Origin of the sequence: Citrobacter sp. Cu096, assembly GCF_030332285.1 — a bacterium.
Lineage (GTDB): Bacteria > Pseudomonadota > Gammaproteobacteria > Enterobacterales > Enterobacteriaceae > Citrobacter > Citrobacter meridianamericanus.
Genome location: NZ_JAOWID010000030.1, coordinates 871,028 through 895,870, shown reverse-complemented (window position 1 = coordinate 895,870; position 24,843 = coordinate 871,028). Strand labels below are relative to the sequence as shown.

The following is a 24,843-nucleotide window of genomic DNA, read 5'->3' as shown; positions in this document are numbered from 1 at the left end:
GTATTAGCACAGTATATAAGCTCATATTGTTCCGGAGGAAAAATGAATGCGTTGGCACTCCTCTTATCCGCTGAAGGAGAATCCCTTGTAATTACGTTATGTAAAATATGTGCCGCTTTTTTTCTGGGAGGAGTCCTCGGACTTGAAAGAGAATCAAAAGGGAAGCCAGTCGGGTTTAAAACGTGCGTGATAATATCCGTCGCCAGCTGTGTGCTGACCATCGTTTCGATTCAGTCAGCCGAATATTACGCTGAGATATCGATGAATATACGTAGCGACCCTATGCGGCTTGCCGCTCAAGTCATCAGTGGTGTAGGCTTTCTGGGAGCAGGAGTTATCCTGCATCGCCATGATGATGCGATATCCGGATTGACGACAGCAGCAATCGTTTGGGCTTCTGCTGGTATAGGAATTACATGTGGGGCTGGCTTTTATCTCCATGCCATACTTGCAACAGGATTATTCCTTCTGGCAATAAAACTTAGCTATTTCGTCATCTTTTTACAAACCCGAAACCAGTCACCAGGTAAAGTTAAAATTCGAATTGTCCTGGATGATAAATCGGGGCTACAAACGCTGATTGACAGTATTCATCAGCAAAAAAATGTTATTGAAAACATCACTATTCGCGATCTAAAAAAGAGGAAAATCGAAGTTAATCTTAAGGTGATAATCAGGAAGAAAATAACTTTACCTGAACTTTACGGCAATCTGTCTGCCATTGATCATGTTTATGCTATCGCGCTGGAGCACTAATTATTTTGTACAGGGTCGAGAAACCAGATTAAAGTTAAAGGCGGTATCAAAAGTTACCCGGCTGGAAAACGAGTAAAATTACCCCCTGATTGACAGTAAACAACGCGACGAAGGGAAGCGCCCTGGCTTTTGTAGCAGATATTCACTCCTGAAAAAGCAAATCCATAAGATTCGCGTTGTCTGTTTTTTCACCATTCAATTTCCGCAACAGCATTTCTCTTGCAAGTGTTTGTAAAGAAAAAATAATATCAGGCTGAACTCGTTTCATTTTGCTGAGGTTCGCATCAGAATTCACCAGAGCAATTATTTTTGTTGTACTACCGACCAGTTCTTTAGCCGCCAGCACAATAAAAGCATTGTCTGAGTCATCATCGCGCAAAACCAGTATATAGCGTGCCTTATCGGCTTCAGCACTATTGAGCGCTTTATTATCAGATGGATCACCAACAATCACGTCAGCATTTTCTGGATAGTTATGAGGAATGCCCGGAGGCACTATTACGGTGACCTTCTCATTTTGTTCGCAAAGCCCATGATAAACACTGACAGCAAGCGGGGTAGTGCCAATAATAATGATATGGTTTTTACGCATCACGTGTGAAATTCTTCCTTTAATCATACGCCGGAGGTTCCCTCCGAGCATTGGACCGATTATAGCACTGATCGAAGTCGCGAAGACGGTGATGCCGAGAATAATGATCGATACTGTAAATAGTCGGGCAGTCGATGTTACCGGAACAATATCTCCATAACCCACAGTGGACATGCTTACTGTTGAAAAATACAGCGCATCAGATAACTCACTTATTACTGGCCTGAACTCCTCTCCTAAATAGAGTGACCCACAAAGTGCATAAAGCAGTAGCGAAACGAAGCTCACTAACGCGAACAGTGTTCCAGCAGCCAGGCTGGACTGGTTAAAAACACGCCAGAACCAAATTAGAAAAAGACAGTCCACTACCGACAGCAACCCAATATGATAAGAACTGTTCGGCATTAAAAAGCTGAAAAGAGTTATGGCAATAAGAAGAATTATTGTAAACGTCCATGCCACTCTGGCACGCAAAAAAAGTCCGATACTCATGAGCACTATCGCAATGCCAAGCATCACCTGCGGTAGCGTTAATAACCCTAATGTGGAGATAATCTCTTTCCAGCCAGAAAACTGTCCGGTGGACTGCAACAAAAAATGCCAGACCTGAGTCAAGAGTGGCCTGAGAAATACGCTGCCAATAAACAGCGTCAGCGTCGCAAGCCACAAGTTGGGTGTAAGGAAAACAGACAAAAATTTGAGTCTGGTAGAAAGTGTTTTCATCGAAAATCTCCAGAAAACCTCAAAAATGAGAATGGAGGGTATGCCAACCAGACCTTCATCTCAAGCACAAGCTCCTTTTTCTAACCGCCTATGCAATGAAAAACAGCGCTTGGACATTGCTTGCTGGCATCTATAAGATGTATATTTAATGCATCTTATAGATGCCACATTAAGGAGATGTCTTATGTCCCATTTACGCATCCCGGCAACCTGGAAAGTAAAACGCTCTACTCCCTTCTTCACCAAAGATAACGTCCCGGCAGCACTGTTGTCTCACCACAACACCGCAGAGGGCGTCTTTGGACAGCTCTGCGTGATGGAAGGTACGGTAACGTATTATGGCTTTGCTAATGAAGACGCAAAAGTGCCTGAAGTGAAAGTGGTGATTAATGCCGGTCAATTTGCGACCAGTCCACCGCAGTACTGGCATCGCGTTGAATTAAGCGACGATGCGCAATTCAACATTAACTTCTGGGTGGAAGATGATAACCACTCCGATGAGATGTATCAGGCGAAAAAGTCTTAACCCTCAACGCCGGTTAGTCGATGGGCGGCTTAGTCCGCCCATGATGGTTTGTTCAGGATATGATCCTGCCAGTCACGCACTTCCGATTCTTTCACCGCTATATGACGGACTGAAATACGTTCACCGTGCATCGCCGCTTTTGAACCCGTCAGCAGCGGATGCCACTCCGGCAGCCCTTTCCCTTCAGCGAGCAGACGATAAGCGCAAGTCATCGGCAACCATTCAAAAGTGGGCAGATTATCACGCGTGAGTTTGATGCAATCAGGTTCATACTCGAAGCGACGCTCATAGTTACGGCACTGGCAAGTTTTGATATTGAGCTGCTTACAGGCAACGTTGGTGAAGTAAATTTCATCGGTGTCTTCATCCATCAACTTGTGCAGACAGCACTGTCCGCAGCCGTCGCACAACGACTCCCATTCGGCGTCGGTCATTTCATCAAGGGTTTTACTTTGCCAGAAAGGTAATTCGCTCATCGGGATGTCCACATCAAAAATCAGGTTGCACCTTATAACCAGTCTGGCACGCTGATGCAAGTTTTGCCGCCCGAAAAGGCGGCAATGAGGATTTACAGTACGCGGGTGGATAACGTATAACCGTTGAAATTGACTTCCAGTTCGTCACCATTATGCAGCGGCCCGACGCCTGCTGGCGTTCCCGTAAGCACAACATCGCCCGCTTTGAGAGTAAAGAAACGGCTCATATAAGCAATCAAAGGAACGATGTGATGGATCATCTCCGCCGTGGAGCCATGCTGGCGCTGTTCGCCGTTTACCGTCAACCCGAGCATCGTATCCTGCGGATCGCCGTTAAACTCCGCCACCGGAATAAACCCCGACAGCGGACAAGAGTTATCAAAACCTTTCGCTTTTTCCCACGGCTGCCCCGCTTTCTTCATTTTCCCCTGAATATCGCGCAGAGTCAGATCCAGCGCTACGCCATAGCCAGCGATGGCTTTACGCACATGTTCTTCGGTCGCCTGACGCAAGGTCGCGCCAATCAGTACGGCCAGCTCAACCTCATGGTGAACCGCCCCCATATCGGATGGGATCACCAGCGGCTGGCGTAAATCACACAGCGCGGTTTCCGGTTTAATAAACAGAACCGGTTCTTCCGGCGTCGCACTGCCCATTTCCTGGATGTGTTTGGCATAGTTACTGCCCACGCAAACCACCTTACTCACCGGATAATCCAGCAGAGCACCATGCCAGTTGTGATGTTGATACATTACTTTCCCCTAACGTAGTCATAGATTTGAGGTACTGCATCGATGGAACGTGCTTCTGCCGGATGCAGTTTAGCCTTTAGCGTCTGGTATATTTTGTTTTGCCGTGGCCAGATGCTGTTTGAGTAAATCTTCTGGCGGCGGTGGTATTTGTAAATAATAGCCCTGCTCGGTTAAGGCCTGTTTTACTTTTTCAAGATCGGCATTAACCAGTTTTTTACGGCCATCAAGCGGCAACATCATTGCCAGCGTCGGTTGACCAAATCCTTTCATCAGTTCTTCAGGAACGCGTGAAAAATCGTCTTTTTTTTCGACATATAAATAGGTCTGGTCACGTTTGCTGCTTCGGTAGATCACACAAAACATATCTTTTACTCTGAATTCACGGAATGGTGGCTTGCCTCAATATAATACTGACTATAACATGCCTTATAGTCTTCGGAATATCACCCCGCGCTGGGGATGATAAATAGCAAATTGAGTAAGGCCAGGATGTCAAACACGCCAATCGAGCTTAAAGGCAGTAGCTTCACCTTATCAGTGGTTCATTTACATGAAGCAGAACCCGAGGTTATTCGTCAGGCGTTGGAAGACAAAATCGCGCAGGCACCGGCTTTTTTAAAACATGCTCCCGTCGTAGTTAACGTGAGTGGTCTTGAAAGCCCGGTAAACTGGCCAGCGCTGCAGAAAGTTGTCGCGTCTACCGGATTGCGCATTATCGGCGTTAGCGGATGCAAAGACGCCAGACTCAAAGCTGAAATCGACGAAATGGGTCTTCCTTTACTGACTGAAGGTAAAGAAAAAGCGATTCGTTCAGCTCCCATTGAGGCTTCGCCCCCCGTCGCAGCGCCGCAAAACGTTACTCCCATCACAAAAACACGATTAATAAATGTGCCGGTTCGTTCCGGTCAGCGCATTTATGCTCCACAATGTGATCTGATTGTTACAAGCCACGTCAGTGCGGGCGCAGAGCTTATCGCTGATGGCAATATTCATGTTTATGGCATGATGAGAGGCCGTGCGCTGGCAGGTGCAAGCGGCGATCGGGAAGCACAAATTTTTTGTACCCATCTGACGGCAGAACTGGTGTCTATCGCAGGTGTTTATTGGCTGAGTGATAAAATCCCAGCAGAATTTTATGGCAAAGCGGCCCGTCTGCAATTAGCAGAAAACGCTTTGACAGTTCAACCGTTGAATTGATCCCTTTTTAACAAGGAATTTCTATGGCACGCATTATTGTTGTTACTTCGGGTAAAGGGGGCGTTGGCAAAACCACCTCCAGCGCGGCCATCGCTACAGGTTTGGCCCAGAAGGGAAAGAAAACTGTCGTTATTGATTTTGATATCGGCCTGCGTAACCTCGATCTGATTATGGGTTGTGAACGCCGCGTCGTTTACGACTTCGTCAACGTTATTCAGGGCGATGCGTCGTTAAATCAGGCGTTAATCAAAGATAAGCGTACCGAAAATCTCTTTATTCTTCCGGCCTCACAGACTCGTGATAAAGACGCGCTGACGCGTGAAGGCGTCGCGAAAGTTCTGGACGACCTGAAAACGATGGAATTTGACTTCATCGTCTGCGACTCCCCGGCGGGTATTGAAACCGGCGCGCTGATGGCCCTGTATTTTGCCGATGAAGCGATTATCACCACTAACCCGGAAGTCTCCTCTGTACGTGACTCTGACCGTATTCTGGGTATTCTGGCGTCGAAATCTCGTCGTGCGGAAAACGGTGAAGATCCGATTAAAGAGCATTTGTTGCTGACGCGCTACAACCCTGGGCGCGTAAATAAAGGTGACATGCTGAGCATGGAAGACGTACTGGAAATTCTGCGAATCAAGTTGGTTGGCGTGATTCCTGAAGATCAGTCAGTCCTGCGCGCGTCTAACCAGGGTGAGCCGGTTATTCTCGACATCAATGCTGATGCCGGTAAAGCCTATGCTGATACCGTAGACCGTCTGTTGGGAGAAGAACGTCCTTTCCGCTTCATTGAAGAAGAGAAGAAAGGTTTCCTCAAACGCCTGTTCGGAGGATAAGTTATGGCATTACTGGATTTTTTTCTCTCGCGGAAAAAGAGCACAGCTAACATCGCTAAAGAGCGACTGCAGATTATTGTTGCGGAACGTCGTCGTAGTGACGCCGAGCCACATTATTTACCGCAACTGAGGAAAGATATTCTCGAGGTTATCTGCAAGTATGTACAAATTGATCCTGAAATGGTCACGGTACAGCTTGAGCAAAAAGACGGCGATATTTCTATCCTCGAACTTAACGTGACATTACCTGAAGCCGAAGAGTCTAAATAACCGCTTTGCTCAGTACAGTCATGGTTGCAAAAAAGGCAGATTATTCTGCCTTTTTATTTTCAGTTTCTTGCCAACATGTTGCGCATTTATTCCAACGTAAACTTTGGGTAGTTTTCGGAAAAATAGCGGCGCAAATATTCAACGGTAATACGGATTTTTGCCGATGTCGCCAGCCGAGAAACATAAACTGCCCAAATATTGGCGGGTTGATAATACTCTGGCAATATATGCACCAGATGTCCGCTGGCTATATTGTCGCAAACATCCCACCAGGAACGTAAAGCAATTCCCTGACCATCAAGACACCACTGATGTACCACTTCACCATGGTTAGACGACAGAGGCCCTGTCACCTTAATGGAGTGAGCGCCCTCTTTATTACGCATTTGCCAGATACCAAACGGATGGTCGCGCTCTTTAATGACCAGACAGGGAAAAGTGGCGAGATCGGTTAGTTGTTTCGGCGTCCCATGCTGTGCCACAAACTCTGGCGAGGCGCACAAAATACGGTAGTTAGTCGCCAGTTTGCGGGCAATCAGGTTAGGTGCGATATCATCACCGATACGAATATCAAGATCGACCCCCTCATTCACCATATCCACCAGGCGGTCTTCAACATCGAACCTCAGTTCTAACTGCGGGTACTCTTTTGCCAGCGCAGACAGCGCCGGAGCCACCACCCGGCGGCCAAAACCAAAGCTACTGATAATTCGTAACATTCCCTGTGGGATCTGCCTGGCATCAGACAGTTCATCCATCATCTGATCAACGTCCTGCAGGATCCGCTGAGCCCATTCGTAGATCCGCTCCCCCTCTTCCGTGATGGTTACGCGCCGAGTAGTCCGGTGCAGCAGCACTACATTCAGCGTCTGCTCCAATAGAGCAACTCGCTTACTGATAAAGGCAGGTGATACGCCCAGCTCTTCGGCAACGGCGGCAAATCCTGCTCGACGAGCAACCAGCATAAAGACGCGTAAATCATTTAGCAGCGGCAGATTATTCATGATCTGTGTTTTATGTTTCACCAGTTAGGGGGATTAACTATTAATCAGTCAATTATAGGATAAGGGGAAAGTCAATTTTGATGGCGTACAAGTGAGAGCTGCTATGAAGAAAACCTGTCGTATTGCCGCTATCCCCGGAGATGGCATTGGTAAAGAAGTCCTGCCTGAAGGCATTCATGTGTTACAAGCAGCTGCCGAGCGCTGGGGTTTGTCGCTCAGCTTTGAGCAAATGGAATGGGCCAGCTGCGAGTACTATACCCATCATGGAAAGATGATGCCCGATGACTGGCATGAGCAACTACAATCCTTTGATGCTATCTATTTTGGCGCCGTTGGCTGGCCGGACACTGTCCCGGATCACATCTCATTATGGGGATCGTTGCTTAAGTTTCGACGCGAATTCGACCAGTACGTCAACCTGCGTCCGGTGCGTCTGTTTCCGGGCGTCCCTTGCCCGCTGGCAGGTAAGCAGCCTGGCGACATTGATTTTTACGTGGTACGCGAGAACACCGAGGGAGAATACTCTTCGCTCGGTGGACGCGTGAGCGAAGGTACCGAACACGAGATGGTTATTCAGGAATCGGTCTTCACACGTCGTGGCGTGGATCGTATATTGCGTTACGCTTTCGAGCTGGCGCAAAACCGCCCGCGTAAGACCCTGACCTCGGCGACCAAATCCAATGGCCTGGCTATCAGCATGCCATACTGGGACGAGCGCGTTGAAGCCATGGCGGCTAACTATCCCGAGATCCGCTGGGATAAACAGCATATCGATATACTGTGCGCTCGCTTTGTGATGCAGCCAGAGCGTTTTGATGTTGTGGTCGCCTCCAACCTGTTTGGCGATATCCTTTCCGATCTCGGTCCGGCCTGTACCGGAACAATTGGTATTGCGCCTTCTGCTAACTTAAACCCGGAGCGCACCTTCCCCTCCCTGTTCGAGCCGGTACACGGTTCAGCCCCCGATATTTACGGCAAAAACATTGCCAATCCTATTGCCACTATCTGGGCTGGTGCCATGATGCTGGACTTCCTTGGCAACGGTGATGCCAACTATAAAGCCGCCCACGACGGCATTCTGGCGGCGATTGAGCAGGTCATCGCCAGCGGCCCAAAAACGCCGGATATGAAAGGCAGCGCCACCACACAACAGGTTGCTGAGGCCATCTGTCGGGCACTGCGTTAGAGGTCAAACCACGAAATATGAGCCGCGTCACTGACGCGGTTTTTTTATGCTTTTTACGAAGCCAATAACCTGCGTCAATTCACCTTTTATTATTTCCGTTCCGTGTTTTATTGCTTCACGCATTGGGCAATTGTTTAATTCATGTAAAGAACAAATAATTAAATTGTTAAATACAAGGTCGCTAATTCCCTACAGCATGATAACAACGACAGGCTAATGCCAAACGCGGGCAACCGTGCCCAGGAGATCCCATGTTGAGCAACGTAAAGAAAAAAGACGTGCCGCTGATAGCCATCAGCCTGGTGGCTATTCTTTTTATCGCCGCCACACTTAGTCTCTTCCCTCAGCAGTCTGCGCAAGTTGCAAATACCATTTTTAACGGCGTGACCCGAATGCTGGGTTCCGCCGTACAAATCCTCGTTCTCATGGCCATGGGGTTGGTGGTCTGGCTGGCCACCAGCAAATACGGCAATATTCGTCTCGGAGAAGGCAAAGCGGAATACAGCACGCTGTCCTGGCTGTTTATGTTTATTTGTGCTGGATTAGGCTCCTCCACGCTCTACTGGGGCGTAGCCGAGTGGGCCTATTATTACCAGACCCCAGGTCTCAATATTGCGCCACACTCGCAAAAAGCATTGGAATTCAGTCTGCCTTACTCCTTTTTTCATTGGGGGATCAGCGCCTGGGCGACCTACACGCTGGCCTCATTAACCATGGCCTACCACTTTCATGTGCGTAAAAACAAAGGGCTGAGCCTGTCGGGAATTATCGCCGCCATCACGGGTGTGCATCCGCAGGGCGTGTGGGGACGTGTGGTTGACCTGATGTTCCTGATCGCCACCGTTGGCGCATTAACCATCTCCCTTGTCGTCACCGCAGCCACCTTTACCCGCGGTTTGTCAGCCCTGACGGGTTTACCGGATAACTTCACGGTGCAGGCGTTTGTGATCCTGTTCTCTGGCGGCATTTTCTGCCTGAGCTCCTGGATTGGCATCAACAACGGTTTGCAACGTCTGAGCAAAATGGTCGGCTGGGGCGCGTTTTTACTGCCGCTGTTGGTGCTGATTGTTGGCCCGACCGAGTTCATCACCAACAACATCATCAACGCGATTGGACTGACGACACAAAACTTTTTGCAGATGAGCCTGTTCACCGACCCACTCGGCAACGGTGAATTCACTCGTAACTGGACAGTATTTTACTGGCTGTGGTGGATCTCCTACACCCCGGGCGTCGCGATGTTTGTCACACGCGTGTCCCGCGGTCGCAAAATTAAAGAGGTTATCTGGGCATTAATCCTGGGGAGTACCGTCGGTTGCTGGTTCTTCTTTGGTGTGATGGAAAGCTACTCTATTCATCAGTTTGTAAACGGCGTAATAGACGTGCCGCAGGTAATGGCGACGTTGGGTGGTGAAACGGCGGTACAGCAAGTGTTGATGTCGTTGCCTGCCGGGAAATTGTTCCTGGTGGCATATCTGGCGATTATGATTATCTTCCTCGCCTCGCACATGGATGCCGTCGCCTATACCATGGCAGCTACCAGCACGCGCAACCTGCAGGAGGGCGACGATCCAGACCGTAGCTTACGTTTGTTCTGGTGTGTGGTCATCACGCTGATTCCGTTATCGATTCTATTCACCGGCGCGTCCCTGGAAACCATGAAGACCACGGTGGTTCTGACTGCGCTTCCCTTCCTCGCCATCCTGTTGGTGAAAGTTGGCGGTTTTCTTCGCTGGGTACGGCAGGACTATGCCCATATTCCTGCGCATCAAATTGAAAGTCATCTTCCTGAAGTACCCGTTACCCTCCCCGTTGCGCCACCGGCCGGGACACTACTCAAAGGCGACAATTAAGCGCCAGTACAAAATCCTCTTACTCACAAATTAAAGGTATTCCAATGAGCAATCTGAACCCTGAGTTTATTCTGCCGCAAAATTTCTGTGCCAACCCACAGGACGCATGGACTATCCCGGCCCGGTTCTATACCGACCATCAGGCTTTCGAGCACGAACAAGAAAAGGTGTTTGCTAAAAGCTGGATTTGCGTCGCCCACAGTAGCGAACTGGCGAAACCTAATGACTATATAACCCGCGAAGTCATTGGTGAGAACATCGTGCTGGTACGTGGGCGCGACAACGTACTGCGCGCATTCTACAACGTCTGCCCGCATCGTGGTCACCAGTTATTAAGCGGCGAAGGCAAAGCGAAAAATGTGATTACCTGCCCTTACCACGCCTGGGCGTTCAAACTTGACGGCAATCTGGCGCACGCGCGTAACTGCGAAAACGTCGCCAACTTCGACAGCGAGAAAGCGCACCTCACCCCGGTACGTCTGGAAGAATATGCCGGATTCGTATTTATCAATATGGACCCGAACGCGGGCAGCGTGGAAGAACAACTCCCAGGTCTTGCAGACAAAGTTATCGAAGCCTGCCCTGACGTACACGATCTGAAACTGGCTGCACGCTTTACGACCCGAACTCCGGCCAACTGGAAGAATATTGTCGATAACTATCTGGAGTGCTACCACTGCGGCCCTGCTCACCCTGGTTTTTCCGACTCGGTTCAGGTTGACCGTTACTGGCACACCATGCACGGCAACTGGACGCTGCAATATGGTTTCGCCAAACCTTCGGAGCAGTCATTCAAGTTCGAAGAAGGTGTTGATGCCGCCTTCCACGGTTTCTGGCTGTGGCCTTGCACTATGCTCAACGTCACGCCAATCAAAGGTATGATGACCGTGATCTACGAATTCCCGGTGGATGCGGAAACGACGCTGCAAAACTATGACATCTACTTCACCAACGAAGAGCTGACCGAGGAACAGAAACAACTTATCGAATGGTATCGCAATGTCTTTCGCCCGGAAGATTTGCGTCTGGTTGAAAGCGTACAAAAAGGGTTGAAATCGCGGGGTTATCGCGGTCAGGGACGCATTATGGCGGACACCAGCGGCAGCGGTATCTCCGAACATGGCATTGCCCATTTCCATAATCTGGTTGCCCAGGTGTTTCAGGAATAACCAGGGCTGTAACGACAGGTTCCGGCGCATCGTTGCTCCGCGCCGGACGGATTTTTTAGGGAGTGCCGCAATGTCAGAGTATCAAATGCGAGACGTCCGCGTTAGCCGGATTGAGACAATTACCGCGCAGGTAAAGCGCTTCACCTTAACGGCGACCTCAGATGAACCATTGCCTGCGTTTACGGGAGGCAGCCATATTATTGTGCAAATGCAAGATGGCGATAACCTGTACAGCAATGCGTACTCGTTGATAAGTTCGCCACGCGATACGCGCGCTTATCAAATCGCCGTAAGGCTGGAGGAGGCGTCCAAAGGCGGCTCACGCTATCTGCATCAAAACGTGAAACCCGGCGATACGCTCACGATCTCCACACCAAACAATCTCTTCGCCCTCGCCCCTCAGGCACAAAAACATCTGTTGATTGCCGGAGGCATTGGGATCACACCGTTTTTATCGCAGATCCCGGAGCTTGAGCATGCTCAGGCGCAATGGCAATTGCACTATTGTTCTCCCGGCCGGGATAACTGCGCGTTTCATGACGAACTCGTGCAGCACCCGAGTGCCGCTCGCATTCATCTGCACTTGTCAAGCGCAGGTACACGTCTTGATTTAGCGCGTCTGCTGGCCGATGTTGAACCCGGCACGCATATCTACACCTGTGGCCCTGCGGTTCTCAACGATGCCGTCAGAGAAGCCGCTTCCCGCTTCGGGGTGGACAACAATACGCTACATTTTGAACAATTCGCCGCGGAAGACAAAAGCGGTGACGCCTTCACCCTGGTTCTGGCGCGTTCCGGGCGCGAATTTGTGGTCCCGGAAGAGATGACTATTTTGCAAGTTATCGAACATAACAAAGCCGCACGCGTGGAGTGCCTGTGCCGGGAGGGCGTTTGCGGCACATGTGAAACAACGATTCTAGAAGGGGAAGCCGATCACCGCGATCAATATTTCAGCGACGACGAAAAAGCCAGCCAGCAAAGTATGCTCATCTGCTGTTCGCGCGCGAAAGGTAAACGCCTGGTGCTGGATTTGTAGCGTTATGCAGGCCGGGTCAACCATGGCGCGACCCGGCAAGTCTGGTGACTTACTGCGGATATTCCTGCAGCAGCGCGTTAAGACGATCGGACATCAGTTCGCCACGCCAACCGGAAATCAATTCCGGAAGAGACTGCTGCGGCTTTAATTTCCAGTGCCAGTTGAGCAACTGGTTAATCTGGCGACGCGAAGCAAGCAGCTCGACGCTAAGATTATGTTCCGCACTCACTTCAGCAACCAGCGCCTTAATGGCTTTGAACGCCTTGCGATAGCCAGGCATATCCATCAAATTCAGCAGCGGCTCCGGCAGCGACTCTTCCGGTAAGGCCTGAGCTTTTTCGACCATGGAGATCAGCGTCTTGCCGTGGAAGCGAATTTCGCTCCCGGAAAGCCCCAGACTATCCAGTTCGCCCAGACTGCCCGGCATATAACGGGCCACCGCCCACAGATGCTCTTCACGCACCACGAAGTTTACCGCCAAATCGCGCTCGCGCGCTTTACGCAGCCGCCAGTCGGCAAGCAGTTGCAGACAGGCCAGCTGACGGGTGCGCAATTGCCACGCGTTGGTGATGTCGCGCCAGGCGTCTTCAGGCGCCAGAATCTCCTGGCGACGCTGCTGCATTAAGCGACATTCATCCAGCGCGGCTGGCAGCCAGCCGCTGGCTTCGGTTTCAGCCATCAGCGTGGTGGTGATCGGTAACAGATACCAGACGTCAGCTGCCGCGTATTCGCACTGACGCTCGGTCAATGGTCTGGCCAGCCAGTCGGTACGGGATTCGCTTTTGTCGAGCGCCACGCCCGTAAACTCTTCCACCATTGAGGCGAAGCCCCACGACAGCGGACGACCGCAAAAAGCGGCGAGGATTTGTGTATCAATCAACGGCTGAGGAAGTTCGCCGAAAGCGTTGAGAAACACTTCCAGGTCTTCACTGCCGGCATGCAGGAATTTGGTGATGGCGGTATCACGCAGAATATCGCGCAGCGGCGACCAGTCGGTGATCCCCTGAGGGTCAATCAGAGCAACGTGTTTGCCATCAAACAGTTGGATCAGCCCCAACTGCGGATAATAGGTGCGTGTGCGAACAAATTCGGTATCCAGGGCTATCGCCGGAAATTCACGGACGGCTTCACACAGCGTGGCCAACGCGTCGTCCGTGGTGATCATTTGGTAATTCAAATCGTGCTCTCTTTGGTTTGCGGCAAAAAAAACGCCGGATTACCCGGCGTTTTCTGCTGGCTGACTTAACGCTCAGCCTTTATTGTCCACTTTGGCGCGCGCTTCGTCACGTAATTCTCGTCGCAAAATTTTACCGACGTTAGATTTCGGCAACTCATCGCGAAATTCCACCAGCTTCGGTACTTTATAGCCCGTCAAGTGACGACGGCAGAAAGTGACCAGCGCGTCATCGGTTAACGAGGCGTCTTTCTTCACCACAAAAATTTTCACCGCTTCACCGCTGCTGCCTGATGGAACGCCAACGGCAGCCACTTCCTGCACACCAGGATGTTGCATCACCACGTCTTCAATTTCGTTCGGATAGACGTTAAAGCCGGACACCAGGATCATATCTTTCTTACGATCGACAATACGCAGGAAGCCTTCATCATCCATCACCGCAATATCGCCGGTATGCAGCCAGCCGTCTTTGACGATTTCGTCAGTGGCGTCTGGTCGCTGCCAGTACCCCAGCATCACCTGCGGACCTTTCACGCACAGTTCGCCAGGCTCTCCCGGCGGCACTTCGTTGTCGTCGTCATCCACCAGTTTAACCTCGGTGGAAGGAACCGGTAACCCAATACTGCCGCTATGGTAGTCGATATCGTGAGGGTTGACGCTCACCAGCGGAGCGCACTCCGTCAGGCCATAACCTTCCAGCAGATACTGCCCCGTCAGCTTCACCCAACGTTCAGCTACTGCCTGTTGAACCGGCATCCCGCCGCCTGCGGAAAGGTGCAGTGATGAGAAGTCCAGTTGCTGGAACTCTTTGTTATTCAGCAGTGCGTTAAACAGCGTGTTGACGCCGGTCATCGCAGTGAACGGATATTTCGCCAGCTCTTTTACCAGTCCGGGTATATCGCGCGGGTTGGTAATCAGCAGGTTTTGACCACCCAGCTCAATAAATAACAGGCAGTTCATCGTCAGCGCAAAAATGTGATACAGCGGTAGGGCTGTCACCACCAGCTCTTTGCCCGGATGCAGCAACGGACCATAGGTGGCATTAACCTGCTCAAGGTTAGCCAGCATGTTGCGATGCGTGAGCATCGCACCTTTCGCCACGCCAGTTGTCCCGCCAGTGTATTGTAGGAACGCCAGATCTTCCGACACTACTTCGGGCTTCACATACTGCATGCGATAACCGTTTTGTAGCGCACTGCGAAACGAAATGGCATCCGGCAGGTGATATTTCGGCACCAGACGCTTGATATACTTGACGACAAAGTTAACCAGCGTCCCTTTAGCGGTCGACAGCTGATCGCCCATGCGCGTCAGGATCACGTGTTGCACCGACGTTTTGTCGACCACCTTTTCCAGCGTGTGGGCAAAGTTAGAGACGATGACAATGGCCGCCGCGCCGCTGTCGTTAAGCTGATGTTCCAGCTCGCGAGGCGTGTACAGCGGGTTCACGTTCACGACAATCATGCCAGCACGTAAAATCCCAAACAGTGCGACCGGATATTGCAGCAGATTCGGCATCATCAGCGCGACGCGATCGCCCTTTTTCAGCCCGAGGCCTTGTTGCAAATAGGCTGCGAACGCCCGGCTACGCTCTTCAAGCTTGCGGAAGGTCATCACCTCCCCCATGTTTACAAACGCGGGCTGATCGGCATACCGTCTTACTGAGTGTTCAAAGAGTTCCACCAGGGATTGATAACGGTCAGGATTGATCTCCGCAGGAACACCAGCGGGATAACGGTTAAGCCAAACCTTTTTCAATACATCACCTCTAAAATGCGTATTCGTCGTCATCACAACCCCAGGCAATAAACAAACTGTTAACATAATATTAACTCAGCGTACCAGTTTGTTTATTACACAACGACAAGGTTGCGAAGCACGTCACTATTTATTTTTCTTATATCCACGTTAATGCAGAAACAGCGGACGAGCCGCTGTTTCTTTTACTAATAAAACAAAGAGTTACTCAGTTACTATGGTCTGAACCTGTGCCGGACCGGGATTGTACCATCCCCATCCGCCATAGCCACCGTAAGGCCAGCCACGCGCACCGTAGAACCACGGGTCGATCGGCTGAGGCGGCATCACAATTTGCTGAGTAATATGCCAGCGTTTATAGCCAGTTACCTGCATCAGCATGAATTTATACGGGGTATTGCCGATTTTTCCGTCCACTGTGCCGCTAATCGGCCCCACGACGGTGACCAGTTGCCCGCGGAAATCCACCGGGTCGAGAAAGCCATTTACATCAGCATAAATCCGCCCGCGTGAGGCTTCACCCAGCACTGGGCGCGCCCCGCTATCAAGAGGAACCGTGGCAATTTCCAGACGGGATTTCCCCTGCTGGTTCAGAATATTGACCACTTTACCGCCGAAACGCGCTTCCTGTCCGACATACAGCTGCGGCGCATTCATCACCCGCACCAGATCCTGCTGCGGCGTAGGACTCGAACCTTTAATCGCGTCCGGGATGGTGACGCAGCCGCTTAGCATTAACGCTAACGCGCCCGCCAACACACCTTTCAATAACTGCTTTTGCACCGCCATATTACGACTCCCTTTTCTTAGCTTCTGCCCCGGCCTGTTCACAATGCTGTGCACTGACGTCGATGAAAATTAACCGGGGATGTACTACTAAGATTCATTCTTTACCGGGAAGTTTCTTCCACGCCACGGTGTTACGTAAATAAACCGGTTCAGCATGTTCAACCGCCACGGTCTTACCGGCAGCCAGCATTTGCGTGGCGACAGGCAGCATATCTTCAGCCGCAGGAAGCAATACGTCACCGTCGCTGAGTGTCAGACCACTGTCTTTACCGAGTTCAGGCCAGGCAGGCCAGCCCGTTCCGACCGTTACCCACTCGCCAGACAACTGCAATAAACGCTCATGTACCTGCTCAGGGGTTAACACCGCTTCGGTTTCTTCACCGTGCCAGTTACCGTTCTCATCACGCTGGTATTCCGCCCAGTAGACTTCGCCCATTCGCGCGTCGATCGCGGCCAGTACGCGGGTAGCTCCCGATTTACGCCAGGCTCCCTGCGCCATTGTCGCAAGAGTGGAGACGCCGATCATCGGTAAATTCGCGCCTAACGCCAGCCCCTGAGCAATGCCAATCCCAATACGGACGCCGGTGAAACTACCGGGACCGCGACCAAACGCCAGGGCGTCGATGTCGGTTAACGTGAGATCGCCAGCGGCCAGGATTTCCTCGACCATCGGTAAAATTCGTTGGGTGTGTTCTCGTGGGCAAAGCTCGAAATGAGCCTTGATAGTACCGTCATTCCACAGGGCAACAGAGCACGCCTCTGTGGCGGTATCGATAGCCAGAATTCGCATGAGTGTTTGTGATCAAATCAATAAATTTGGCGCGCATCTTACCACACTCCGTAACAAATTACTCAGTCGTTGGTACGGCAAGAAAGCGAACAGCGCGAGCAATATCACGTGTACGCGGTGCAGGCGGAAGGCTCGCCAGGAAAGTGGCACCGTAAGGCCGCATCACCAGACGATTGTCGCAAATCACCAGTACACCGCGATCGTCAGCATCACGAATCAGACGCCCCACGCCCTGTTTCAGGGTGATGACCGCATCCGGCAACTGAACGTCTTCAAACGGATCGCCACCGCGTAATCGGCAGTCTTCCATTCGCGCCTTTAACAGCGGGTCATCCGGTGAGGTGAACGGCAGTTTATCGATAATCACCAGCGACAGCGTATCGCCACGCACGTCTACCCCTTCCCAGAAGCTGCTGGTGGCAACCAGTAACGCATTACCTGCGCTGACAAACTGCTGTAACAGTTGCCCTTTACTGGTTTCCCCCTGCAGCAACACGGGAAGCGTCATGGTGGCGCGGAATTGTTCCGCCAGATCGCGCATCATCGCGTGTGAAGTACACAGCATAAAACAGCGACCGTTGTTCGCCTCGATAATGGGACGCAGCATGGACGCCAACTGCCGCGCAGCCCCCGGCTGGTTAGTTTGCGGGAGATTACGCGGCACACACAGCAGCGCCTGGCGGGTATAATCAAAAGGACTCGGCAACAGCATCGACTCGGCATCGTTAATACCCAGCCGCGCGGTGAAATGATGGAGATCATCGTTTACCGACAGCGTCGCGGAGGTAAAAATCCAGCACCCTGGTTTTTGCTCCATCACTTCTTTGAATTTATCCGCCACCGTGAGCGGCGTCAGCGCGAGAGTGAAATGACGGGAGGTACATTCATACCAGTAGCTAAAACCTGGCTGGTTGATCTCTTTCAGACGCTTCAGCCGAGCACGGTAAAGCGTGGCACGTTCAAACGCGGCATCCAGCAAGGCCGAACGTCCGAGAGACAGTTTCGCCACGTCATAACACAGCTCAAGCGTGTCATCGAGCAACAGAAATGCGCGCTGCACGCGCTGGTCGGCCAGCAGTTCCCGCAGGTTTCCGCGATAGCCCGGTTCGCCCAACTGCAAGCGGAAGTCCTGAGCGCTTTGCGCCAGCCGGTCGGCGCATTTTTGCAACTGCTGAGTGTCTTTCAGCTCGGTGCGATAGGCAATGGTGATGTCTTTTGCCAGATCCAGCAGTTGGCGACTGGAAAGCGACTGACCAAAGTACTGACTGGCGATATCCGGTAACTGGTGCGCTTCATCGAAGATCATCACCTCTGCTTCCGGGATCAGTTCGCCAAACCCACTCTCTTTCACCACCATATCAGCGAGAAACAGATGATGGTTCACCACAACGACATCCGCTTCCATCGCCTTCTTGCGCGCTTTAACGACAAAGCACTCTTTATATAGCGGACAGTCGCTACCAAGGCAATTATCGTTTGTGCTGGTCACCAGCGGCCAGGCCTGAGAATCTTCCGCCACGCTGACGCAGGTGCTGATGTCGCCATCAAGGGTTTGATTTGACCACGAGCGTAGCAAAATGACGTCACTTAAGGTTTGTACCGGCAGATCACCGCCTGCCAGCGCCTGTTGTTCGAGACGCTCAAGGCACAGATAGTTTGAACGCCCTTTCAGCAACGCCAGTTTTCCGGTGAACGCCAGGGCTTTTGCCACGGTGGGTAAATCGCGGCTGTATAGCTGATCCTGCAACGCTTTCGAGCCTGTGGAGACAATCACCTTCTTTCCGGCGCGTAGTGCAGGGGCAAGATAGGCATAGGTTTTACCCGTTCCGGTTCCGGCTTCAACAACCAGCGGCTGTGATTTTTCGATAGCATGACTGACGGCGAAGGCCATCTGCCGCTGTGGTTCACGCGGTTTAAAACCTGGTATCGCTTTAGCTAACTGACCGTCTGCTGCAAAATCGTCCGTCACACTGCCCCCTGTTCATTTGAACAGGGATTATGTCAGGCCAGCGGGTCTTTCGCCAGTTGAAGAGGTGACGTGGGCACAACATTATGGCAGTCTTGGCGCAACCCAAAGCCATTATGAAAAAACGTAAATGAGGAATGATTTATGACGATTGTGCGCATTGATGCCGAAGCGCGTTGGTCCGACGTGGTTATCCACAACAACACGCTGTATTACACTGGCGTGCCGGAGAATCTGGATGCAGACGCTTTTGAGCAAACGGCAAATACGCTGACGCAAATTGATGCGGTGCTGGAAAAACAGGGCAGCGACAAGTCACGTATCCTTGATGCCACCCTATTCCTGGCAGACAAAAGTGATTTTGCTGCCATGAACAAAGCCTGGGACGCGTGGGTTGTTGCGGGTCACGCGCCGGTACGTTGTACCGTTCAGGCCGGGTTAATGAACCCGAAATACAAAGTTGAGATCAAGATTATCGCTGCGGTATAAGCGGCGTTACTCATCTTCATCTTCAAAACGCGCCACGATCCGTTCACCGGTGTGACTGGCGCGTAACTCTTCAGCGACCAGAGCAATAGCTTGTCCGCTGCTCATCCCTTGCGACATCAGTTCCTGAATGCGCTCTACTGCTTTTTGCTGCTGCTCATGACTGAGTGAAGGTAAACCTGCAAACATTGTTAACTCCTGCTAAATTGTCTGCGCTTATTATTTCATGCTACCGGGCAGTTAGCCAGTAGAGTAGCAACGAGTCAGGACTGATGAAGACGTTATCTCCCGCAATAATCACATTACCCTGGCGTCAGGACGCCGCTGAACGCTATTTTTCGACCTTAAGCCATCTGCCCTGGGCGATGCTGTTGCATTCTGGTCATGCCGACCATCCACATAACCGCTTTGATATTCTGGTGGCGGATCCCATCGCTACGTTGGTTACGCTGGCTGAGGAGACCGTTGTGCGGGACGGTCGCACCTTCGTGCGCACGCATGATGATCCGATGACGGTATTACACTCCGTGCTCAACGCACGCAAGATTCATCCAGATTATCACCCGGACCTGCCGTTTCAGGGCGGGGCGTTAGGTCTGTTTGGCTACGATCTTGGCCGACGCTTTGAATCACTGCCCTCTATTGCCGAATGTGATATTGCGCTGCCGGATATGGCGATAGGCATTTACGACTGGGCACTGATTGTCGATCATCAGTTGCAGACTGTGTCTCTGCTTAGCCATACCGATGTCGATGCGCGGCTGAAATGGCTCGATGCACAACAACCGCCAACCAGCGAGTCATTTACATTGACCTCGGCATGGCAGTCCAATATGAGCCGCGCTCAGTACGGCGAGAAATTCCGCCAGGTGCAGGGATACCTTCACAGCGGCGACTGTTATCAAGTCAACCTTGCCCAGCGGTTTCAGGCGCATTATCAGGGCGATGAGTGGCAGGCATTCGTCAAACTCAATCACGCCAACCGCGCCCCGTTTAGCGCGTTTATTCGTCTTGAGGAAGGCGCAATCCTCAGCCTTTCACCCGAACGGTTTATTCTGTTGGAAAACCAGCACATCCAGACGCGTCCGATTAAAGGTACGCTGCCAAGGCTTGAAGATATCAACGCCGATCGTGAGCAGGCCCAGCGACTGGCAAATTCACCGAAAGATCGCGCGGAAAACCTGATGATCGTTGATTTGATGCGTAACGATATTGGTCGCGTTGCCACACCGGGTTCGGTACAGGTTCCGCAGCTGTTTGTGGTCGAACCTTTCCCTGCCGTTCATCATCTGGTCAGCACTATTACCGCGCGCTTGCCAGAGTCATTGCATGCCACCGACCTGCTTCGCGCCGCCTTCCCTGGCGGCTCCATCACCGGCGCGCCGAAAGTGCGGGCGATGGAAATTATCGACGAACTGGAGCCGCAAAGACGCAACGCCTGGTGCGGCAGCATTGGTTATCTGAGCTTTTGCGGCAATATGGATACCAGTATCACCATTCGCACGCTGACGGCCACAAACGGAAAAATTTATTGCTCCGCAGGCGGTGGTATTGTGGCAGACAGTCAGGAAGACGCGGAGTATCAGGAAACGTTTGATAAAGTGAATCGTATTTTGCACCAACTGGAGAACTGAGACGTGGAATACAGCAGCCTGACGCTTGATGACTTTTTATCGCGCTTCCAACTCCTGCGCCCGCAGGTCAATCATGCCGCGTTAAACCAGCGCCAGGCTGCCGTACTGATCCCTGTCGTGCGTCGTGCACAGCCGGGATTACTGTTAACCCAGCGATCCGTTCACCTGCGCAAGCACGCCGGACAAGTCGCCTTTCCCGGCGGTGCGGTGGATAGTAGCGATGCCTCATTGATTGCCGCCGCCCTTCGTGAAGCGCAGGAAGAAGTGGCGATCCCACCTTCTTGCGTTGAGGTGATTGGCGTGCTGCCACCGGTCGACAGCGTTACCGGATTCCAGGTCACGCCAGTGGTAGGTATTATCCCGCCAAATTTACCGTATCGCGCCAGTGAGGATGAAGTGTCTGCGGTGTTCGAAATGCCGCTGGCGCAGGCCCTGCATTTAGGACGTTATCACCCGTTGGATATCTACCGTCGCGGCGATTCACATCGTGTTTGGCTTTCCTGGTATGAACAATATTTTGTCTGGGGAATGACCGCCGGAATAATTCGTGAGCTGGCGCTGCAAATTGGCGTCAAGCCATGACTATACTTATCTTTACGCACTCCATGGACAACTTGAAATTCAGGTCGCAACATTAGCAAAACCGCGGTTATCTATTAGTTTAATTCATGTGAATAGTTAAGCCGATCGCCGCGTTCCCTCTTACACTATGCGCAGTTATAACATCGTTACTGGAAACCCCAGTCGCCCTGTAGGAGTATTATCGTGATTAGTCTATTCGACATGTTTAAGGTGGGGATTGGTCCCTCATCTTCCCATACCGTAGGGCCTATGAAGGCGGGTAAACAGTTCGTCGATGACCTGGTCGAAAAAGGATTACTGGACAGCGTTACTCGTGTCGCCGTCGACGTGTATGGTTCACTGTCGCTCACGGGTAAAGGTCACCACACCGATATCGCCATTATTATGGGTCTGGCGGGCAATGAGCCTGCTACCGTGGATATTGACAGCATCCCCGGATTTATCCGCGACGTAGAAACTCGTGGACGCCTGCTGCTTGCGCAGGGTCAGCACGAAGTGGATTTCCCGCAGAATGACGGGATGCGTTTTCACAACGGCAACCTGCCGCTGCATGAAAACGGGATGCAGATCCATGCTTACAATGGCGAAACCGTCATTTACAGCAAAACTTACTACTCAATCGGCGGTGGATTCATCGTTGATGAAGAACATTTTGGTCAGGATGCCGCGGGCGAGGTCAGCGTGCCTTATCCGTTCAAATCCGCTACTGAAATGCTGGAATACTGCAACAGCACCGGCCTGTCTCTCTCTGGCATGGCGATGCAGAACGAACTCGCGCTGCACAGTAAAAAAGAGATTGAAGAGTACTTTGGCCACGTCTGGCAGACCATGCAGGCTTGTATTGATCGCGGCATGAACACTGAAGGCGTGCTGCCGGGTCCGCTGCGCGTTCCACGCCGTGCTTCCGCCCTGCGTCGTATGCTGGTTTCCAGCGATAAGCTCTCCAACGATCCGATGAACGTGATCGACTGGGTGAACATGTTCGCGTTGGCAGTTAACGAAGAAAACGCCGCAGGTGGTCGCGTTGTAACTGCACCAACCAACGGTGCTTGCGGTATCGTGCCTGCAGTACTGGCCTATTACGATCATTTCATCGAGTCCGTCAGCCCGGATATCTATACCCGTTATTTCCTGGCTGCCGGCGCGATTGGCGCGTTGTACAAAATGAATGCGTCAATATCCGGTGCTGAAGTGGGTTGCCAGGGGGAAGTTGGCGTAGCCTGCTCCATGGCTGCCGCGGGTCTGGCTGAACTGTTAGGCGCAAGCCCTGAGCAGGTCTGTGTAGCTGCCGAAATCGGCATGGAGCATAATCTCGGCTTAACCTGTGATCCAGTTGCCGGTCAGGTACAGGTTCCGTGCATTGAACGTAACGCCATTGCTTCCGTGAAGGCGATCAACGCTGCGCGTATGGCAATGCGCCGCACCAGCGCGCCGCGCGTCTCGCTGGATAAAGTCATTGAAACTATGTACGAAACAGGTAAAGACATGAACGCCAAATACCGCGAAACATCACGCGGTGGTCTGGCAATCAAAGTCCAATGTGACTAATACTTAATTTTCGCCCATCTGCGACGGATGGGCGAATTTAGCCCCTCACCCTCGTCTACTGTAATTTTCCCCACTACACTTGCTCTGTTGCTGTTGGCTTCTGTGACCAACGGCTTATCGGGCAGCCCGCATGCAAACAGCACAACGGATCATTAAAAACTATCGCCGGAATCGCTTAATCGTCTGCACTGTTTGTGCACTACTGACGCTCATCCTTACATTAGCTGTCCGATTTATTTCGGAGCGTAATTTAAATCATCGCAATATCCTTACCTTTGCCAACCACGCCGTTGAAGAATTGGATGACGTGCTTTTACCCTTACAGGCCGGACGCGATGTGCTGCTGCCGTTGATTGGACTTCCCTGCTCAGTAGCGCGTTTACCCCTGAGTAAGCACGCCGCCAGACTACAGACAGTGCGTTCTATTAATCTGATTCAACGCGGGATCCTCTATTGCTCCAGCATTTTTGGTTATCGCAATGTGCCAGTTCGTCAACTGGAGCCTGAATTACCCAGCCGGGAGCCACAACTGCTGCTTACTACCGACCATTCGTTGATTAAGGGCAGCCCGATTCTGACGCAGTGGTATCCCTCATCTGCCGATGGCGAAGATGGTGTGCTGGAAATCGTGAATATTGATTTATTGTCGTCCATGCTGCTTGAACCTCAACCGCCGTACATTACTAATGCCAGCTTAACCGTCGGTAATCGCCATTTGCTCTATGGACAAGGTGTTGTTGATACGCTCCCTGAATTGAATAATGAAAAACGCTACCAGCTCTCATCGCAACATTTCCCTTATACCATCAGCATCACTGGTCCGGGCGTCAGCGAACTGGCTATCAAGCATCTGCCAACACAACTGCCGCTGGCGGTGATCCTGAGTTTATTAGTGGGGTATCTGGCATGGCTGGCGACTGCCAGCAGAATGAGCTTCTCCAGGGAGATAAATCTGGCCCTTGCCGCACGCGAATTCGAGCTGTTTTGCCAACCACTACTTAATGCCCAAACCCAGCAATGTACGGGAGTGGAAATCCTTTTACGCTGGAATAACCCGCGCCAGGGTTGGATTGCTCCCGAAGTATTCATTCCCATCGCTGAAGAGCACAATCTGATTGTGCCATTGACCCGTCATGTCATCGCAGAAACCATTCAGCAGCGGCACGTCTTCCCGATGAGCAGCCAGTTTCATGTTGGGATTAATGTCGCCGCCAGCCATTTTCGTCACGGTATGCTGCTAAAAGATCTCAACCAGTATTGGTTCAGCCAACACCCTATCCAACAGTTAGTTATCGAACTTACCGAACGCGATGCGTTACTTGATGTGGATTATCGGATCGTGCGTGAGTTAAATCGGCTTGGCGTAAAACTGGCGATTGATGATTTTGGCACCGGCAACAGCTCGCTCTCCTGGCTGGAAAAACTTCGGCCGGATGTGCTGAAGATTGATAAATCATTTACTTCGGCAATCGGAACAGACGCCGTGAACTCAACCGTCACAGACATCATTATCGCGTTGGGGAAAAAACTGAATATCGAACTGGTAGCGGAAGGCGTTGAAACACAGGTCCAGGCGCAGCATTTACGCCGACATGGCGTACATTTATTGCAAGGTTTTTTGTATGCAAAGCCAATGCCGCTGCGCGATTTTCCTGAATGGCTGGCGGGCAGCACGCCGCCGCCCACCCGGCATAACGGGCGACACAGTATGCCCGTCATGCCGTTTCGCTAAACCCG

Annotated in this window: 25 protein-coding genes; 14 read left to right on the top strand and 11 right to left on the bottom strand. The window is 51.6% G+C overall.

What is annotated here, in order from left to right; genetic code table 11:
- The first annotated feature begins 42 nt into the window (after positions 1-42).
- Positions 43-756 carry an MgtC/SapB family protein gene (locus OGX99_RS18660; protein ID WP_187252303.1) on the top strand — a complete coding sequence of 238 codons (714 nt, stop codon included), beginning with the start codon at positions 43-45 and terminating at the stop codon, positions 754-756.
- A 142-nt stretch (positions 757-898) separates the two neighbouring features.
- Here OGX99_RS18660 and kch read toward each other — a convergent pair whose 3' ends face one another.
- A complete protein-coding gene (gene kch / locus OGX99_RS18655; protein WP_286544647.1) occupies positions 899-2,071 on the bottom strand; it encodes a voltage-gated potassium channel protein in 1,173 nt (390 codons plus the stop codon).
- Positions 2,072-2,255: 184 nt separating this feature from the next.
- Here kch and OGX99_RS18650 point away from each other — a divergent pair, with 184 nt between their 5' ends.
- On the top strand, positions 2,256-2,597 hold the full coding sequence (locus tag OGX99_RS18650; protein ID WP_187258841.1) for a TehB family protein: 342 nt from the start codon (positions 2,256-2,258) through the stop codon (positions 2,595-2,597).
- A 29-nt stretch (positions 2,598-2,626) separates the two neighbouring features.
- On the opposite strand, the gene ycgN is transcribed toward OGX99_RS18650, so the two are convergent.
- From ycgN to OGX99_RS18635, 3 genes are all read right to left on the bottom strand, one after another.
- The gene (gene ycgN, locus OGX99_RS18645) at positions 2,627-3,073 is read right to left on the bottom strand and encodes a cysteine cluster protein YcgN (protein ID WP_151219447.1); all 447 of its coding nucleotides are present in this window, start codon (positions 3,071-3,073) and stop codon (positions 2,627-2,629) included.
- 92 nt (positions 3,074-3,165) lie between these two features.
- Complete coding sequence (locus tag OGX99_RS18640) at positions 3,166-3,825, bottom strand: fumarylacetoacetate hydrolase family protein (RefSeq protein ID WP_151219448.1); 660 nt, start codon at positions 3,823-3,825, stop codon at positions 3,166-3,168.
- 69 nt (positions 3,826-3,894) lie between these two features.
- Positions 3,895-4,188 (bottom strand): YcgL domain-containing protein, encoded by a 294-nt coding sequence (locus OGX99_RS18635; protein WP_151219449.1) that lies wholly within the window; start codon positions 4,186-4,188, stop codon positions 3,895-3,897.
- 126 nt (positions 4,189-4,314) lie between these two features.
- Between OGX99_RS18635 and minC the strand changes: the two genes are divergently transcribed.
- From minC to minE, 3 genes are read left to right on the top strand one after another with little or no spacing between them, the layout of a single operon-like run.
- Positions 4,315-5,022, top strand: a complete 708-nt coding sequence (minC, locus tag OGX99_RS18630; protein ID WP_187252302.1) for a septum site-determining protein MinC — start codon at positions 4,315-4,317, stop codon at positions 5,020-5,022.
- A gap of 23 nt (positions 5,023-5,045) precedes the next feature.
- Positions 5,046-5,858 (top strand): septum site-determining protein MinD, encoded by an 813-nt coding sequence (minD, locus tag OGX99_RS18625; protein ID WP_003020956.1) that lies wholly within the window; start codon positions 5,046-5,048, stop codon positions 5,856-5,858.
- 3 nt (positions 5,859-5,861) lie between these two features.
- Positions 5,862-6,128, top strand: a complete 267-nt coding sequence (gene minE / locus OGX99_RS18620; RefSeq protein ID WP_001185666.1) for a cell division topological specificity factor MinE — start codon at positions 5,862-5,864, stop codon at positions 6,126-6,128.
- A gap of 86 nt (positions 6,129-6,214) precedes the next feature.
- Here minE and OGX99_RS18615 read toward each other — a convergent pair whose 3' ends face one another.
- Positions 6,215-7,132 (bottom strand): LysR family transcriptional regulator, encoded by a 918-nt coding sequence (locus tag OGX99_RS18615; RefSeq protein WP_151225560.1) that lies wholly within the window; start codon positions 7,130-7,132, stop codon positions 6,215-6,217.
- Between the two features lie 103 nt (positions 7,133-7,235).
- Between OGX99_RS18615 and OGX99_RS18610 the strand changes: the two genes are divergently transcribed.
- The 4 genes from OGX99_RS18610 to OGX99_RS18595 all read left to right on the top strand — a co-directional run bounded on the left by OGX99_RS18610 (position 7,236) and on the right by OGX99_RS18595 (position 12,376).
- Positions 7,236-8,318 (top strand): tartrate dehydrogenase, encoded by a 1,083-nt coding sequence (locus OGX99_RS18610; protein WP_151219451.1) that lies wholly within the window; start codon positions 7,236-7,238, stop codon positions 8,316-8,318.
- 251 nt (positions 8,319-8,569) lie between these two features.
- Positions 8,570-10,171 carry a BCCT family transporter gene (locus OGX99_RS18605; RefSeq protein WP_187252301.1) on the top strand — a complete coding sequence of 534 codons (1,602 nt, stop codon included), beginning with the start codon at positions 8,570-8,572 and terminating at the stop codon, positions 10,169-10,171.
- A gap of 44 nt (positions 10,172-10,215) precedes the next feature.
- Positions 10,216-11,340: a carnitine monooxygenase, oxygenase subunit YeaW gene (yeaW, locus tag OGX99_RS18600; protein ID WP_286544641.1), complete on the top strand. Its 1,125-nt coding sequence runs from the start codon at positions 10,216-10,218 to the stop codon at positions 11,338-11,340.
- A 70-nt stretch (positions 11,341-11,410) separates the two neighbouring features.
- Positions 11,411-12,376 carry a PDR/VanB family oxidoreductase gene (locus tag OGX99_RS18595; protein ID WP_151225562.1) on the top strand — a complete coding sequence of 322 codons (966 nt, stop codon included), beginning with the start codon at positions 11,411-11,413 and terminating at the stop codon, positions 12,374-12,376.
- Between the two features lie 49 nt (positions 12,377-12,425).
- On the opposite strand, the gene rnd is transcribed toward OGX99_RS18595, so the two are convergent.
- The 5 genes from rnd to yoaA all read right to left on the bottom strand — a co-directional run bounded on the left by rnd (position 12,426) and on the right by yoaA (position 18,859).
- Positions 12,426-13,541 carry a ribonuclease D gene (gene rnd / locus OGX99_RS18590; RefSeq protein WP_151219513.1) on the bottom strand — a complete coding sequence of 372 codons (1,116 nt, stop codon included), beginning with the start codon at positions 13,539-13,541 and terminating at the stop codon, positions 12,426-12,428.
- An 84-nt stretch (positions 13,542-13,625) separates the two neighbouring features.
- Positions 13,626-15,311, bottom strand: coding sequence for a long-chain-fatty-acid--CoA ligase FadD (gene fadD, locus OGX99_RS18585; protein WP_210905188.1), 1,686 nt, complete (start codon positions 15,309-15,311; stop codon positions 13,626-13,628).
- A 204-nt stretch (positions 15,312-15,515) separates the two neighbouring features.
- Entirely contained in the window at positions 15,516-16,100 is a 585-nt protein-coding gene (locus tag OGX99_RS18580; RefSeq protein WP_151219453.1) for a Slp family lipoprotein, read from the bottom strand.
- A gap of 94 nt (positions 16,101-16,194) precedes the next feature.
- Positions 16,195-16,890, bottom strand: coding sequence for a tRNA (adenosine(37)-N6)-threonylcarbamoyltransferase complex dimerization subunit type 1 TsaB (gene tsaB, locus OGX99_RS18575; protein ID WP_040232337.1), 696 nt, complete (start codon positions 16,888-16,890; stop codon positions 16,195-16,197).
- Positions 16,891-16,948: 58 nt separating this feature from the next.
- Entirely contained in the window at positions 16,949-18,859 is a 1,911-nt protein-coding gene (gene yoaA, locus OGX99_RS18570; protein ID WP_151219455.1) for a DNA repair helicase YoaA, read from the bottom strand.
- A gap of 141 nt (positions 18,860-19,000) precedes the next feature.
- Between yoaA and OGX99_RS18565 the strand changes: the two genes are divergently transcribed.
- Positions 19,001-19,345 carry a RidA family protein gene (locus OGX99_RS18565; protein WP_151219456.1) on the top strand — a complete coding sequence of 115 codons (345 nt, stop codon included), beginning with the start codon at positions 19,001-19,003 and terminating at the stop codon, positions 19,343-19,345.
- Positions 19,346-19,351: 6 nt separating this feature from the next.
- On the opposite strand, the gene OGX99_RS18560 is transcribed toward OGX99_RS18565, so the two are convergent.
- Positions 19,352-19,531, bottom strand: coding sequence for a YoaH family protein (locus OGX99_RS18560; RefSeq protein ID WP_003020986.1), 180 nt, complete (start codon positions 19,529-19,531; stop codon positions 19,352-19,354).
- A gap of 83 nt (positions 19,532-19,614) precedes the next feature.
- Here OGX99_RS18560 and pabB point away from each other — a divergent pair, with 83 nt between their 5' ends.
- The 4 genes from pabB (at position 19,615) to pdeD (ending at position 24,838) form a co-directional block, all read left to right on the top strand.
- Entirely contained in the window at positions 19,615-20,976 is a 1,362-nt protein-coding gene (gene pabB, locus OGX99_RS18555; protein ID WP_187252294.1) for an aminodeoxychorismate synthase component 1, read from the top strand.
- 3 nt (positions 20,977-20,979) lie between these two features.
- Positions 20,980-21,558: a CoA pyrophosphatase gene (locus tag OGX99_RS18550; RefSeq protein ID WP_005122183.1), complete on the top strand. Its 579-nt coding sequence runs from the start codon at positions 20,980-20,982 to the stop codon at positions 21,556-21,558.
- 183 nt (positions 21,559-21,741) lie between these two features.
- Entirely contained in the window at positions 21,742-23,106 is a 1,365-nt protein-coding gene (gene sdaA / locus OGX99_RS18545) for an L-serine ammonia-lyase (protein WP_003833765.1), read from the top strand.
- Between the two features lie 130 nt (positions 23,107-23,236).
- A complete protein-coding gene (gene pdeD / locus OGX99_RS18540) occupies positions 23,237-24,838 on the top strand; it encodes a cyclic di-3',5'-guanosine monophosphate phosphodiesterase PdeD (protein WP_252837669.1) in 1,602 nt (533 codons plus the stop codon).
- Positions 24,839-24,843: the final 5 nt, after the last annotated feature.